Origin of the sequence: Sporosarcina sp. P29, from assembly GCF_002743265.1 — a bacterium.
Taxonomy (GTDB): domain Bacteria; phylum Bacillota; class Bacilli; order Bacillales_A; family Planococcaceae; genus Sporosarcina.
Map to the genome: position 1 here is coordinate 1 of NZ_PDYX01000034.1, position 15,464 is coordinate 15,464.

General features: G+C 38.8%; 13 protein-coding genes and 2 pseudogenes. 1 reads left to right on the forward strand and 14 read right to left on the reverse strand.

Annotated features, from left to right (window positions below; genetic code table 11):
- Nucleotides 1-11 precede the first annotated feature (11 nt).
- The 12 genes and pseudogenes from CSV68_RS17480 to CSV68_RS15935 form a co-directional block, all read right to left on the reverse strand.
- Nucleotides 12-155 (reverse strand): annotated as a pseudogene (locus tag CSV68_RS17480) (chemotaxis protein CheV); the annotation flags it as partial.
- 326 nt (nt 156-481) lie between these two features.
- Entirely contained in the window at nt 482-2,053 is a 1,572-nt protein-coding gene (locus CSV68_RS15885; protein WP_099635569.1) for a class I adenylate-forming enzyme family protein, read from the reverse strand.
- A gap of 278 nt (nt 2,054-2,331) precedes the next feature.
- On the reverse strand, nt 2,332-2,772 hold the full coding sequence (locus CSV68_RS15890; RefSeq protein WP_099662617.1) for a MaoC/PaaZ C-terminal domain-containing protein: 441 nt from the start codon (nt 2,770-2,772) through the stop codon (nt 2,332-2,334).
- A gap of 66 nt (nt 2,773-2,838) precedes the next feature.
- On the reverse strand, nt 2,839-2,985 hold the full coding sequence (locus CSV68_RS17670; RefSeq protein ID WP_099662618.1) for an AMP-binding enzyme: 147 nt from the start codon (nt 2,983-2,985) through the stop codon (nt 2,839-2,841).
- A gap of 21 nt (nt 2,986-3,006) precedes the next feature.
- Complete coding sequence (locus CSV68_RS15900) at nt 3,007-4,569, reverse strand: AMP-binding protein (protein WP_099662619.1); 1,563 nt, start codon at nt 4,567-4,569, stop codon at nt 3,007-3,009.
- A 21-nt stretch (nt 4,570-4,590) separates the two neighbouring features.
- Entirely contained in the window at nt 4,591-5,739 is a 1,149-nt protein-coding gene (locus tag CSV68_RS15905; protein WP_099662620.1) for an acyl-CoA dehydrogenase family protein, read from the reverse strand.
- Between the two features lie 24 nt (nt 5,740-5,763).
- A complete protein-coding gene (locus CSV68_RS15910; protein ID WP_099635573.1) occupies nt 5,764-6,912 on the reverse strand; it encodes an acyl-CoA dehydrogenase family protein in 1,149 nt (382 codons plus the stop codon).
- A 2-nt stretch (nt 6,913-6,914) separates the two neighbouring features.
- Nucleotides 6,915-7,280: an AtuA-related protein gene (locus CSV68_RS15915; RefSeq protein WP_099662621.1), complete on the reverse strand. Its 366-nt coding sequence runs from the start codon at nt 7,278-7,280 to the stop codon at nt 6,915-6,917.
- On the reverse strand, nt 7,273-8,649 hold the full coding sequence (locus CSV68_RS15920; protein ID WP_099662622.1) for an acyclic terpene utilization AtuA family protein: 1,377 nt from the start codon (nt 8,647-8,649) through the stop codon (nt 7,273-7,275). The genes CSV68_RS15915 and CSV68_RS15920 overlap by 8 nt, the downstream gene beginning before the upstream one ends.
- A gap of 21 nt (nt 8,650-8,670) precedes the next feature.
- Nucleotides 8,671-8,886 carry a biotin/lipoyl-binding carrier protein gene (locus CSV68_RS15925; protein WP_099635576.1) on the reverse strand — a complete coding sequence of 72 codons (216 nt, stop codon included), beginning with the start codon at nt 8,884-8,886 and terminating at the stop codon, nt 8,671-8,673.
- 12 nt (nt 8,887-8,898) lie between these two features.
- Nucleotides 8,899-9,684: an enoyl-CoA hydratase/isomerase family protein gene (locus CSV68_RS15930; protein WP_158233062.1), complete on the reverse strand. Its 786-nt coding sequence runs from the start codon at nt 9,682-9,684 to the stop codon at nt 8,899-8,901.
- Nucleotides 9,685-9,709: 25 nt separating this feature from the next.
- Entirely contained in the window at nt 9,710-11,239 is a 1,530-nt protein-coding gene (locus tag CSV68_RS15935; RefSeq protein WP_099635578.1) for an acyl-CoA carboxylase subunit beta, read from the reverse strand.
- Nucleotides 11,240-11,528: 289 nt separating this feature from the next.
- On the opposite strand from CSV68_RS15935, the gene CSV68_RS15940 reads away from it, so the two are divergent.
- Complete coding sequence (locus CSV68_RS15940) at nt 11,529-13,676, forward strand: sigma-54-dependent Fis family transcriptional regulator (RefSeq protein ID WP_099662623.1); 2,148 nt, start codon at nt 11,529-11,531, stop codon at nt 13,674-13,676.
- A gap of 77 nt (nt 13,677-13,753) precedes the next feature.
- Here the strand turns inward: CSV68_RS15940 and CSV68_RS15945 are convergent, their stop codons facing one another.
- Both CSV68_RS15945 and CSV68_RS15950 read right to left on the reverse strand, forming a co-directional pair.
- Nucleotides 13,754-15,109, reverse strand: coding sequence for an acetyl-CoA carboxylase biotin carboxylase subunit (locus CSV68_RS15945; protein WP_099662624.1), 1,356 nt, complete (start codon nt 15,107-15,109; stop codon nt 13,754-13,756).
- A 239-nt stretch (nt 15,110-15,348) separates the two neighbouring features.
- Nucleotides 15,349-15,464 (reverse strand): annotated as a pseudogene (locus CSV68_RS15950) (chemotaxis protein CheV); the annotation flags it as partial.

The window sequence follows — 15,464 nt, forward strand, 5'->3', positions numbered from 1 at the left end:
GTCTCTCATTCTTACAATATATACTTATCAATCTTCAATACCAATTCTGCGATTTCCGGCTTACTGACTTGATCGTCCGCTCCGACACTGTCCCCTTTATGCTTCAGGTCATCTGTGATGAGTGAAGAGAAGATGATAATCGGCAGTCCGGCAAGGTGGGAATTCGCTTACAAGATTCTTCTAGAAAAGTAACGCTGTTTGTATAACCTGTTTAATAGCCAATAAAATGAGGCATACGTATAACTACCTCTTTTATTGCTTTTATATAAATTGCCCCATGACTGCAGATTTTTTTCGCGTAGATTTCAACTACTTCCAGTTACAGCTTCGGAAAGTTTGAACTTTTCCCACTATTCCGGACACTTATAACTGTAGGAAACTCCATATAATTCATTGATTAGACAACGAAAAATTATGGCGTATAAATAACGCTGCCTTTATTTTTTAGAGCCCGCATTTACAATAGGAGTTAAAGTTAGGATCAATTACGTGAATCGCTAGTAGTCAAATACATTTCTTTAAGTTTAGACTTTTGAATTTTTCCAGCTGGGGTCATAGGCAATTCATCCACGAAAACAAACTGCTTCGGTATTTTGTAATCGGCAAGATGTTCACGGCAATAAGCTATTAATTCCGCCTCTGTTAGTTCTATTCCAACGTTCAAAACAATGTAGTACCGACCAATCTCACCGTAAAACGAATGGGGAACACCAATGCCTGCTGCATTCGAAATATCTGGATGCATCGTTAGCACATTTTCAATCTCTACTGGAAGCACATTAAATCCACCTTGAATATAAACTTCTTTTTTCCTTCCTTTAAAACTTATATAACCTTCCGCGTCAATTGTAACTAGATCACCCGTGTACAACCAACCATCTTCTGCAAAGGCTTCTTTCGTACTTTCTACATCCCTATAATAACCTTTTGCGACACAGTCACCTTTAACTACTAATTCACCCATTTCACCAATCCCGACCTCTTGTTGATTCTCATCCACAATTTTAGCTATAAAGTCTCCAATTAACACACCGAGTGTTGTTTGGACCTTCTCTATCGAATCGGTTGTCCTTGATAAAATACACGCGCCCGAGCTTTCACTTAACCCATATAAGCCCAGTAATTCTGTATTCGGGATCTTCCTCATGATTTCATTACACAATGCAGGTTCGACATTAGATCCACCTACAACGCTAATCCTCAGAGAACTCAAATCATATCTGAAAAAATCATTATAGGAAAGTAGCATTAAATACATTGTAGGAACACCGCCAAAAATTGTGGCTTTATGTGCTTGTATAGCCGTCAACACATATTCAGGACGAAACTCCGGAATTAAAATAGCTGTTCCTTTACTAATCAGTGTCACCGTAACCTGACAAGTAATTCCACCTACATGGTTAAGTGGAAGACATTGAATAGTTATATCATCTTCCCTTACTTGAAAATGATTGACCTGTGCACGTGCTGAAGCTAATATACTTCGATGAGTAATCATGGATCCTTTCGGCTTTCCTGTGGTTCCGGAAGTGTAAATCATAATTGCAAGATCCTCTGGGTCCACTTCTTTTTTACACGCGTTCAATTTTTCGTTATTTGGATTTCTTTCAAGTAATTCAGAATAAGAAGAACTACCTTCAAATCCTTCACCGATAAAGATATATTTTTCAACAGACGGGATTTTCGATTGGAAGTCTAAGAAAAAGTCCGAAAAATTAAAGTCTGGAATCTTATCTATGGATACGATTGCTTTTACCTCAGAGTGATTGATCATATATTCTAATTCAGGAGCCCTGTATCTAACACTTAAGGCGACAGCCCCGACACCAATCTTCGCTGCAGCAAAATATGAAATAAGCCATTCTATTTGGTTTAAAGCAAGAATCGCGATATGGTCTCCCCTAGTTAACCCTTCTTCTAAAAATGCTGAAGCCAACCGATCTGTCACTTCATCTAATTGCTTATAGGTAAGACTTTTCGAGCCATCCTGCAAAAACACCTTATCTGGATAAGTATTGACTGCGCTAAGTAATGTTTCGTTTATCGTTACCATCTAATGACCCCCAAATTGATTTATAAGCCTTTATCTACTATATTTAGTAACCAATAAAACGAGGCATTCGTTTCTCTGAAAACACTTTCAAACCTTCCTTTGCATCGTCGCTCTTAAATACTTTCTCTGCGTACTTATACTCTTTATGAAATACCAGCTCCGTAGATAAACTTTGCAAACAGATTACTGCCTCTTTTGTTGTGTGTACCGTTATGGTCTTCTTATTTTATTCACAGCTTCCATGTTTTCCATTTTATTCAATAACAGATCCGCCTTATTCACCGCTTCTCTTTGTTAATAAGCACTTTCAAGACACCTGTCGTCACGGGTTCACCCGTTTGTTTAATAATTTTTTGAATGGCCGTTACAACTCCAGTACCATTTTTCTTATCTGCTAACTCCGTTACTTCCAATTCAACATGTATCGTGTCATTTATGAATGTCGGCTGTATAAATCTGAGATGATCAATTCCATAAAAAGCGACTATGATTTCCGGTTCCATTATTTGGAGTCCGGTAGCAGCTGATAACACCAGCATGCCATGTGCAATTCTTTGTTTAAATGGCGTATTATTTTCTGCATACTCCTTATCTGTATGAAGCGGATGCCAATCTCCGCTAAATGCGGAAAACATCACAAGATCCGACTCAGTAATCGTACGACCTCTGGAACGCCATGTTTCGCCGACTTCAAAATGCTCAAACCTTTTATTAAACATGTTAATCTGCCTCCATAAATTAATTGTTTTTTCAATCATCTCGGAGCGTAAAACAGTCTTTAATATCTAACCCGTAGTAATTCTTGGCAATTCATTAACAAGTTCCATTTGCTTCGGAATTTTAAAATGAGCAAGCTTTTCTTCGCAAAATTCACGAACTTCTTGAAGACTTATATATTCGCTTGTATCCTTCAAAGTAATAACTGCTTCAATGGATTCTTCCTACTTCCATTATTAGTTAACACTGTCTACTTCCGTATACAGTGTTGCATATTCTTCCCGTAATATTTGCTTTTGGACTTTCCCGATCGTCGTCATCGGGATCGTATCTATAAATACAACCTTTTTAGGAACTTGGAATCCACCAAGATGCTCTTTGGAATAAGCGATAATCTCTTGTTCAGTAATGTTGGCTCCCTTTTTAGTTACAACAAAAGCAGTTACCGCTTCGTTCCACTGTTCATTGGGAATACCTACAACCGTTACATTTTCAATTCCCTCATAATTTAATAGTGTTTGCTCCACTTTGATGGAGGCTACATTTTCTCCACCCGTTTTGATGATATCCTTTTTCCGGTCTACAAATACCATTTGCCCATCTTCATCCCAACATCCTAAATCTCCTGTATGATGCCAGCCGAACAAACGACTTGCTTCCGTTTCTTCCTTGTTATCCAAGTAACTGTTCATGACATTTGGACCGCGATGCACGATTTCTCCAGTTTCACCTTTAGGCAAGATTTCACCTTCATCATTCATCACTACTGTATCGTTAAGAATTGCCGTCGTTCCCCAATATGAACCAAATCTTTTCAGCTGCTCTTCTGGTTTAAATAGCATTGTAGCTGGATATATTTCGGTTTGCCCAGTGCCCAGCAAGAAATCTGCCCCAAGCTCATTGATACCTTTTTCCAATGTATTTCTATCCATTGGTGCCATCGCATACATACATGTTTTTAAAGATGAAATATCATATTTACTTCGATTGGGATGATGAATAAGTGCTCGATAGATGATCGGTAATGCGAGCAAAAATGTAGCTCTTTGCTTTTCAATTACTTCCATAAAGTTCTCCGGTTCGAACTTTTTAACAATAGTAATCTTTGCACCAATGGTTAGGAACGATGTTAAGAATGAGTGCTGGGCACAATGAAACATTGGTAATACCGCTACTTGAACATCATCCTTATTTATACCAACGTCAATAATGTTACTTAAACTAGTAAAGTAGACGGCTAAATGGCTAATACGAACACCTTTTGGATCACTCGTCGTACCGCTTGTAAACATAATTTGTGCTATGTCTCGGTCCTTAATATCAACATCTGGTTCTTTGCTAGACTGACCGACAAGAGCTTCATTAAAGGATTTTCCAAGAGCTCCCTCTTCTTTATTGACTATTAATAGTTGATCACCCGCAAAATTCGAAGGATCGACCTGTAATATTTCATTGTCAATAATCGTCATCTTGACGTCTGCTTTATTCAAAATATATCTTCTTTCTTTAGGAGATAGGCCTGAATTTATCGGCACCCATATTAGACCTGCTTTTTGAATACCATACATTGCTATTACGTGTTCGATTGAGTTGGTACACATAGTTGCAATAGTATCGTTCTTTTTGTAACCATTTTGAATTAAATAGTTAGCGAAACTATTGCACGCATCATCTAGCTCTCGATACGTAAGTTCTTTGTCACCTTCTACGAGAACTGTCTTACCACCATAACGACTTGCAGATCTACGAATAATATCACCTATTGCAACACGGTTAATTACCGAAATTTCATCCATCATAATATTTCCCCCTCGTAATGGTTAATTTATTTTCAGTCTTTTCGTTAAAATTTCATTCATGATTTGCGTTGTTCCGCCACCAATGGACTGAAGTCTCGCATCTCGCCAATAGCGCTGAACAGGATACTCCATCATATAGCCACTCCCACCATGGATTTGAAGCGCCTGGTCACATACTCTGCTAACCATTTCAGCCGCATATGCTTTTGCCATCGTCGCCTCTGTTGTGACATCATGTCCTATGTTATATTGGTAAACTGCCCGATACGTTATATTTCTGGCCTTCTCAATATCTACAGCCATATCGACCATCTTGTGTCGAAGCACTTGGAATTGAACTAGCGGTCCTCCAAATTGGATTCGTTCTTTACTGTAACGAATAGCATCTTCCAATGCCTTTTCAGCTAATGCGATACTAGAAAGTGCCATCGTCAATCTCTCCCATTGGAAATTGATCATAATATACTTGAATCCTTCATTAAGATTGCCAATCAAATTCTCTTTGGGAACTTTTACATTGTCAAAATAGAGCTCGCTCGTATCGGATGCCCGCCATCCTAACTTGCTAAGTTTCTTTCCGACAAAAAAACCTTCCCAATCACTTTCTACGATGAATAGACTCATATTTTTATGTCCTGGTTCATCGGAAGTTTTTGCAGCAACCACTACATAGTCGGCGTTAGCTCCATTTGTAATAAAGGTTTTTGATCCATTCAATACATAATGATCACCTTTATCAACAGCTTTTGTAACTAGTGAGGAAACATCACTACCTGCATTTGGCTCGGTGATCCCTAATGCAGCAATTTGTTTTCCTTCAATACCAGGTTGTAAGTATTTTTTCTTCTGCTCATCATTACCAAAATTCCAAATCGGCGTCATGGCTATACCGATGTGAGCAGCAATAGAAGCTCCTACTCCGCCCGATCCACATTTTATGAGTTCTTCAATAAAAACGGCATCCATAATAAGGTCAGACCCTGCTCCTCCATATTCGACTGGAAACTTAGTCCCTAAAAATCCCAACTCCCCCGTTTGTTCAAAAAGACTTCTTGGAACCTCGCCTGCTTTTTCCCATTCCTCAACAAATGGTACAATCTCTTTTTCTACAAACCTACTTACTGATTTGCGAAACATATTATGATCTTCATTAAACATCCAGTGTGTCATTTTCTCACTTCCTTTTTCGCTGATTTATAAGCCCATTTGTTTTGAGATGATTTCTTTCATCACTTCATCTGCTCCTGCTCCAATACGATTAAGTCTTGAATCGCGCCAAATACGCTCAATAGGATAGTCTGCCATATATCCGTTACCACCGAATATTTGCAATGCTCGATCCGCAACCCAGTGGGCCATTTGTGCAGCTGCTAGTTTTGTCATTGAAATTTCCTTACTCGGTACTTCGCCATTGGAAAAACGGTACGCAGTCGCATATGTCAATTCTTTGCATACTTCTATTTCCGTTTTCATTTCAGCCAATAGATGAGAAATCACTTGAAAATTAGCAATCGGATGATTAAACTGTTTTCTCGTTTTTGCATATTCATAAGCTAGATCATAGGCAGACTCGGCCAACCCGATCGAAGCTGCTGCTGAAATCAGTCGCTCTCCTTGCAGTTCCCACATAATATACGAGAAACCTTTTCCTTCTTCTCCAAGCAAGTTTGCTTTCGGCACACTGACATTATCAAATATTATTTCAGCCGTATCTGATGAACGCATACCGACTTTGTCCAATCTTTTACTGATAGAAACACCCGGGCTATCAAGGTCTACTAAGATTAGACTGAGTCCTTTATAACCTGGTTCATCTGATGTTCTTGTGACAAGCGTAACGAAATCTGCACGCGAACCGTTTGTAATATACATTTTCGTACCATTTATAATCCACTCATTGCCTTGCTTTCGCCCTCGTGTCTCAATAGAAGCCACGTCGGAACCATGATTCGGTTCAGAAATCCCAATTGCAGCAAGCTTATCCCCTTTAACAGCTGGAATGAAAAATCGTTTCTTTTGATCGTCATTGCCAAATTCCGCAATTGGGGGTATAGCCATATCCGTTTGAACGGCGACGGCCATCGGAAATCCGCCACAACCACACTTAGCAAGTTCCTCCGCAAATACGATAGATGTAAAGTAATCTCCGCCTTGACCTCCGAGTTCTTTAGGATAACGAAGTCCAAGAAAACCTAAGTCTCCCATTCTTTTTATTATTTCTATTGGGAATTCCCCGGCCTCTTCCCACTCTTCTACGAACGGTTTCACTTCTTTCTCGACGAAATTTCGAATGACTTTGCGTAACTGTTCGTGCTCTTCCGTAAAATAAGGTTCATATATCATACTTACACCCCCGCTTTATCAACTGTTTGATTAGATATTTTTAGCACATCTTCTGGAACTTCTATTTCCATTCGCAGTAAATTTGCACCGAAACACTTTCCAAGACTATCGATCCGGATAGATCTTGAACCGCCGCCATTCAAAGCTCCCGTTAATATGAAGTTATAAGCGTTTATAGTTGGCACTTCATAGCGGATCACTTCTCCTGCAATCAATTCTTGAAAGTGCTCTTTCACTTTTTCTGCTGTAACTTGTTGATCAAAAATTTCATACAACTCTCTACTTGGAGCAAATAATCCGATGTTGACTGTATTGCCTTTATCTCCAGATCGCGCTTGTGCAATATCTCTCAAAAGGATTTTAGACATACGTCCCCACCTCCTCCACTATGACCTTCACTTGGCTTTCTACCAGCTCTCTCGGAATGAGCGTTGCCCACATACCAAGCAACTGTCTTGGTGGAATATTTCCGAAGAATCCGCCTGCTGATGGAGGACCATTAAGGAATAAAGGAGGAATTAAACGATTTAACTGCAGTACATCCCTTTTCGTTTTTCCTCGTACTGCCATTCGCAAATACACTTCGTTCAAATCTTCACTAGGCTCACTTGCCAGTGGACCGTGTATCGAATCATAGCCCAAATAACTCGTCTGTATTTCATCGTACGTTAACCCATTTTCGTTAATTTGTTGGCGTATGATTTCATCTGACTTTCTCGCCTTTTTCAAAGCATCTGGCCATGAATAGCCAACAAGCACTTGCCCCATATACCCATCCTCATAACCCATCACAACCTTCAAGTTGTCTGGTTTAGGATTCCCTTTAACACCGCTCACTCGTACACGATTGTCTCCAACTTGCTCGAGCTTCACTTGCGTTAGATCGACAGTGACATCAGGCGTTACATAAGCTGAAGGATCATGTATCTCATACAGCATTTGTTCTTTCACTGTATCTACAGATACGCGTCCTCCACGCTCTTCTACCTTCGTGATGATAAAATCTCCACTGTCACTCATTTCCGCTATCGGATAACCGATTTTCTCCATGCCTTCAATCTGATCCCAATCACCACTGAAGTTTCCACCTGTCGATTGAGCGGAACACTCGAGTAAATGCCCCATAAAAATACCACTTGCAAGTCGATCCCAATCATCTTCTGACCAACCATACTCATAAATTAATGGTGCCAAAAACTGTGCTGTGTCAGTTGTTCTACCCGTAACTACAATATCCGCACCTTGTTTTAATGCTTCAACAATTGGCATTGAACCAAGGTATGCGTTTGCAAACATTAGCTTAGCTTGCACTTCACTAATGGATTCTCCAGTTTCCATATGATCAAATTGGACACCTTTAGATAGTAAGCTATCCATTTGATCAAATATATTGTCGCCTGTAACAACTGCCACTTTTAAATCATCCATTTCCAGCTCTTTTGCTACACGAATAATTTCTTTTTGGGCACCTAGTGGATTAACCCCACCAGCGTTTGTTAAAAGCTTAATTCCTTTTTCTTTTACATAAGGAAGTAAGGCTTTCATTGATGTAGTGATATCGCGTGTATAGCCAAAACTTTCATCTTTCTTCTGATCTTTTACGAGTATAGACATTGTTAATTCTGCTAAACAATCAAAACTTAGGTAATCTACATTACCGTATTTAGCTGTAGCAACAGCTGGCTCTATTGTGTCTCCATAAAAACCTTGTGCCGCACCGACTCGAACCGTTTTCATCTTATATAACCTCCTTATTTTTCAGGTTTCAATAGTGATCACAGTATCGCCTTCTTGTACGAAGTCGCCTTCTGCTACTTTTATTTCTTTCACAGTACCCGCTTCTGTTGCTTCAATCGGAATTTCCATTTTCATTGACTCTAAAATTATTAGAACTTTCCCAACCGCCACTGCTTCTCCTACTTGGACTTCAGTCTTCCAGACACTTCCACCCATTGGTGATGGTATTTCTATCATAATGATTCCTCCTTATTTCCCTGTCCATTTTGGTTTTCTTTTATCTAAAAATGCGGATGCACCTTCGTTTAAATCCTCACTTTTAAATGACACGAGTCTTAGTGTAGATAAGTAATCGAATGACTTCATAAAGTCCATTTGCTCTGTTGCGAAATATGCTTCCATGCCTAGCCCAACCGCCAATGGGCTATGAGATGCGACCATCTTCGCAAGTTCCCACGTCTTTTCTTCTAGCTGATCATGGGGCACTACACGATGCACCAATTGATATTCTTTTGCTTTTTCAGCATCCATAACTTCTGCTGTCAACATCATCTCCATGACACGACGATCCCCGACAGCTCGCCTTACCCACGGCAAGATTACATATGGAACAAGTCCCAATTTCATTTCAGTTAATCCCAGCTTTGCTTGATCTGATGCAATTGCAATATGCGACATCGCTACGAGACCTGTTCCACCACCAAGTGCTGCGCCGTTAACAGAAGAAATTATGGGAGTTTTTACAATTGCGCCTAGCTTAAATAACTCTGTACTTTCCAAACCCTCTTGGTAAAGTTGCGGAATCGGCTTTTCAGCGTACTCTTTAAAGTCCTTTAAATTTCCACCTGCAGAAAATGCTTTCCCCGCTCCCGTTAAAATGATGGCATGGACTTCTGTATCACTATCTGCCTTTTGGATCGCGTGTTTTAAATCGCTTGTTAACTGTTCGTCTAAAGGATTTCTCTTATCAGGAAGGTTCATAGTAATCTTCGCTATATTCTCGGATGTTTCATATAACACAGTTTCATAACTCATTTTCATCCCCCTAACTATTTACTCATCACACTGGATGTATCGCATTACGTTTTTCGTACTTCATAACAGACTTTGTCTTATAAAACTTGAATCTGCGAATCACTTCAGTCCGAATGTCATCAAATCCGACTATGTCATCAATAATTAATTCTGAAGCTACTTTGAAAAGATTCACATCCTTCAAGTATTCTTTTCTTTTTTCATCTATGAAAGCCGCGCGCTCATCTTCGGGAAGCTCTTGAATCTTGTTATAATAGACTGCATTCACTGCGGCTTGTGGACCCATTATCGCTATTTGTGCACTCGGCAACGCTAACACTACATCAGAACCAAATGCCGGTCCTGCCATTGCATAAAGACCCGCGCCGTAACATTTTCGAACTACTAATGAAATAATGGGAACCGTTGATTCTGAAAGTGCTGAAATCATCTTGGCACCATGGCGGATAATTCCACTCTGCTCTACTTTTGAGCCAATCATATAACCAGGTACATCTGACAAATAAAGCAAAGGAATATTATACGCGTTACAAATCATCACAAATCGTGCAGCCTTGTCTGGTGAATCAACGAATAATGTTCCACCTTTGACTTTGGATTGATTGGCAATAATTCCTTTAACTTCTCCATTCAATCGTGCAAATCCTGTAATCAACTCTGGTGCAAATAGCTTTTTGTATTCAAACCAGCTGCCTTCGTCAATTACTTGATCAATCAATTCATACATATCAAACGGCGTATTCTCATTTAAAGGAACTATCTCTTTCACGTCTCTTCCACTAACCGGGGCTACTACTTTTTCTAAAGGAAGACCATCTTTCCAAGACTGAGGCATATACCCTAAGTATCGTTTACAAGCATCAATCGCTTCTTCCTCGCTATCTACTAAGACATCACCTAACCCACTTACCGAACAATGCATTCTAGCGCCGCCCATTTCGTCCATTGTGGTCTTTTCACCAATTGCCATCTCTACCATTCTCGGAGACCCTAGATACGCACTTGAATTTCCATCAACCATAATAACCAAATCAGAAAATGCTGGAACGTACGCTGATCCTGCTGGTGATGGTCCAAATAAAATTGTGACCTGGGGGATCACACCCGATAATTGGACTTGGTTGTAAAATATCTTGCCGCCTTGTCGTTTACCGGGGAAAACATTTAACTGTTCTGTTATCCTCCCCCCCGCCGAATCAATAAGATATACAATAGGAACTTTTAATTCCGCAGCCTTTTCTTGGATACGAATATTTTTCTCGACGGACTTCGGCCCCCATGAGCCTGCCTTAACAGTTGAATCTGCAGCTAAGAAACATACAGTTCGACCATTTATTTCTCCGATTCCTGTTACACTGCCATCTGCCGGAAGCGATGGATCCAGATTATTCGCGAACAACCCATCCTCGACAATCGAATTCGGATCAAAAAGCATTTCTAACCTCTCTCTAACAAATAACTTACCTTGTTCTTCATTTTGTTTATGATACTTTTCTCTTCCACCTTTTAAGATTCGTTCTTTCTCTGATAAGTACTTTTGATAATCTTTACGCAATTGCCCCACTCCTCATCATCCTATTTTTAATTCACTTATATACCTTGCAAGAGTCATGCCAACTACTATTTACCGACAAACCGTGTATTTCTTCTAAACTGGGATTATATTAGAATAGCCACATGTGTAGAATTTCTGATAGTTGTACAAATATTCACACAGTTGTATTGATTTTCTTTTCTTTGCCATATAAACTTAAATTATCCATTAGTTTCTTAAATTTACGTATTAGCTTGTTAGACTACTAGTGAAACATCGAGGAAAACCGAGATTCATCAATCAAAAGGAGATGTTACCTATCAGAGTTCGCCAACTTGCTTCTTCAAAATTTATTAAAGTTTCCAATGAAGCCACCGCAAAAGAAGTTATGAAACTATTTTTAAATAGAAAGCAGGACATCGCTTGTGTCTATAAAAATGAACACTTCTTAGGTATCGTTACAAAATACTCTCTATATCGCTTGCTACTGGAAAACGAAGCATTTGATGCAGTAATTGAACCGGTTATTATTAAAAACGTCGTCACGCTGAACGAAAATGATTATCTTATTTATGGTAAGAAATTATTAATCGAAAAAAACGTTGCACATGCTGTCGTTCTAAACGAAGCAGGCCATGTCACCGGTATTTTAGCAACAGCAGAAGTAATTTCAGGATTGATTACTGATACAAAAAGTTCCGCCAACCAATTATCTTCACTGGTGAATAGCTTGGAAGATGGCATCATTTCAGTTAATTTGGAGATGCGTATAACCTCAGTAAATACCGCTGCCGTTACCATTATTGAAATTCAAAAAGATGAATTACTAAACCTTTCTATCTTGGATATATCACATACTCTATTCAAGAATCTAAAGGATTCTATTACAACCAAGAACAGCTTCGTAAAAAAAGTCCATTTTTCAAAAGCAACAACGATTGCAACTTTTATTCCAATCATAGAATGGGACGTTGTGATCGGAGCAATTGTAGTGCTGAAGGAAATCACCGAACTAGAGAAAATTGCAAAGGAATTGAAAATCACAAAAAGTATTGAAAAAACGTTAGATAGCGCATTAGAACTCTCTTATGACGGAGTTCTTATAACAGATTCGGAAGGTATAATTACAAGAGCTAATCATGGTATTTTGTCATTACTCGGATATCAATCAACAAAAGAAGTAATCAATCAACAAATACAAACTCTTCTGCCAGAAATACCGGCCGATAAAAGTATTCTTCACAATGAAAGTATTGCGGGTGAACTTTTACAGATTAAAGGTCAGCAAGCCATATTGTCTCAAATGCCTATCATTGAAGAGGGTAAAAATATCGGGGCTATATTCAAGTTTATATTTAAACAATTAGAAGACTGGAAAGACCTTTTACAACAAATGGAGCGTCTTGAAACCGAAATCTCTTATTATCGTGGAGAACTGCTAAAGGTCTCACTTGAAAACAATCCATTCGGACTGATCATTTCGAAAAACAAACAAATTAATAGCCTCAAAAATGATGCCTATACTGCTGCGCAGTCATTCTCGAACATTTTATTAACTGGAGAGAGCGGGACAGGAAAAGAATTATTTGCTGCAGGAATTCACCAAGCTTCTGAGAGACCTGGAGCATTTATTACTGTCAATTGTGGCGCTATACCGGAGGAACTTTTGGAATCCGAATTTTTCGGGTACGCAGATGGTGCTTTTACTGGGGCAAAAAAAGGTGGGAAACTGGGTAAATTTGAATTAGCAAAAAGTGGGACGTTATTTTTAGATGAAATTGGTGACATGCCATTATCGTTGCAGGTGAAAATTTTGCGGGTATTACAAGAAAAAGAATTTGAAGCTGTAGGCGGGATTAAAACAATACAAACGGATGTAAGAATCTTAGCAGCAACTAATAAAGATCTACTTGCTATGGTTCAAGATGGATCGTTCAGGGCTGATTTGTATTACCGACTCCATGTTATACAATTACACATACCTCCGCTTCGTGATAGATCTGAAGATATTTCGCTCCTATCCGAATTTTTCATTAACAAATTCAAATCAAAAACATATAAACAAATTAACGGCATAACAAATGAAGCTTTGGAAAAGTTAGCCCAACACAAGTGGCCTGGGAACGTTAGAGAGTTAGAGAATGTGTTGGAGCGTGCGTTTCACTTTACAACTAGTAATTGGATTAATGCGGATAATATACATCTTGATCAATCACGAATTCAACTCAAAGAATTACCACAACAAGAAGTTCTCCAATCGCCTTCACAATCTAATGTTTTCAACCGAAAAGAGCTAATTAATAACACCGAGAAGTCTCTATTAATTGATGCACTCACAAAAACAGATGGCAATAGAACCAAAGCGGCTGAAATGTTAGGGATCAGTCGTTCGTCTCTCTATTACAAAATTGAAAAGTTCCAAATCAAAGAAAAATCTAGTTTTAAGATCAACGAATAACAAACAGACTGCCTAACTCCAATAAAATATGGAGCCCAGGCAGCCTGTCTTTTATAGTGTATTATATCTCTTTATCTTCATAACTGAGCTAACTTCCCTCGCAGATGTTCTTCTACAAAGTTTGTCGTCGTATTACCTTCTGAAAATGCTTTGTGCGCAATAACTTCTTTTAACATAGGAATATTCGTTTTAATTCCTTCTATAATATACTGATCAAGAGCCTTCTTCATCTCTTTAATAGCTTCATTTCTTGTATTTCCTTTCACAATTAACTTCGCAATCATAGGATCGTAATATGGCGTGATGACTGAACTCTCATTTATCGCCAGTTCATGTCGCACATTTTCACCACTTGGCAATTCCAGTTTAGTGATCTTACCAGGAGACGGGAAAAATGTTTTTGGATCTTCTGCATAAATTCGTACTTCAATAGCGTGACCTAACTTTTTAATGTCACTTTGTCTGAATGGCAGGTCTTTTCCTGCTGCAATATTGATTTGTTCTTTAACGATATCAATTCCTGTGATTTCCTCTGTTATTGGGTGCTCTACTTGCAATCTGGTATTCATTTCAAGAAAGTAGAAGTTCTTGTCTTCGTCTACTAAGAATTCAATGGTTCCAGCATTGACGTATCCGATTGCTTTAGCAGCCTTCACAGCAACCTCGCCCATTTTCACTCTTGTTTCTTCATCCAAAAATGAAGATGGTGCTTCTTCTAATACTTTTTGATGACGCCGTTGTATAGAACACTCTCTTTCCCATAAGTAAACCGTATTTTGTTTACTATCAGCTAATATTTGAATTTCAATATGCCTAGGACTTTCTACAAACTTTTCAATAAAAATATCACCATTCCCAAAAAAATCTGTCGCCCTTTTTTGATTACTAACAAACGCCTTCTTCAATTCTTCGCTGTTCTTCACCGTCTGTATACCAATTCCTCCACCACCAGCAGAAGCTTTTAACATGATAGGATAACCAATTTTCTCTGCAACTGCAACAGCCTCTTCTGCATTCTCTAATGAATGGTTAATACCAGGAATAATTGGTACACCGGCTTTTTCCATCAATTTTCTTGATTCAATTTTGCTGCCCATTTTATCTATTGCTTCAGATTTCGGTCCGATAAAAACTAGCCCCGTTTCTTCGCACCTTTTTACAAACTGTACATTTTCCGAAAGCAAACCGTAACCTGGATGAATAGCTTCAGCTCCAGACACTTTCGCAACCTCAATGATCTTGTCTATATTCAAATAACTTTCATTTACACGGGCTGGTCCAATTAAGAATGCTTCATCGGCAGCTTTAACGTACAAGGATTGTGCATCTGCTTCCGAATAGATGGCAACAGTTTTAATCCCCATTTCTTTGCATGCTCTAATCACCCTTGCAGCAATTTCTCCACGATTCGCAATTAATATTTTATTGAACATCAATTGAATCCCCTCTCTTTCCATCTGTACAACTGATTTATGATTCAACTATATACTTGCAAGAGTTATGCCAACAGTAAACAGTAGCATAACCTTATACTCTCGCATATTCAGTTTCTATAGATATAATCAAGTGTAGCTATTTTTAGACAGTTGTCTGGATAGTTACACAACCCTCTCAGTCTTGAAATACACACAAAGAAAAAAGACCCCCGCAAAAAAACGGAAGTCTCTCATTCTTACAATATATACTTATCAATCTTCAATACCAATTCTGCGATTTCCGGCTTACTGACTTGATCGTCCGCTCCGACACTGTCCCCTTTATGCTTCAGGTCATCTGTGATGAGTGAAG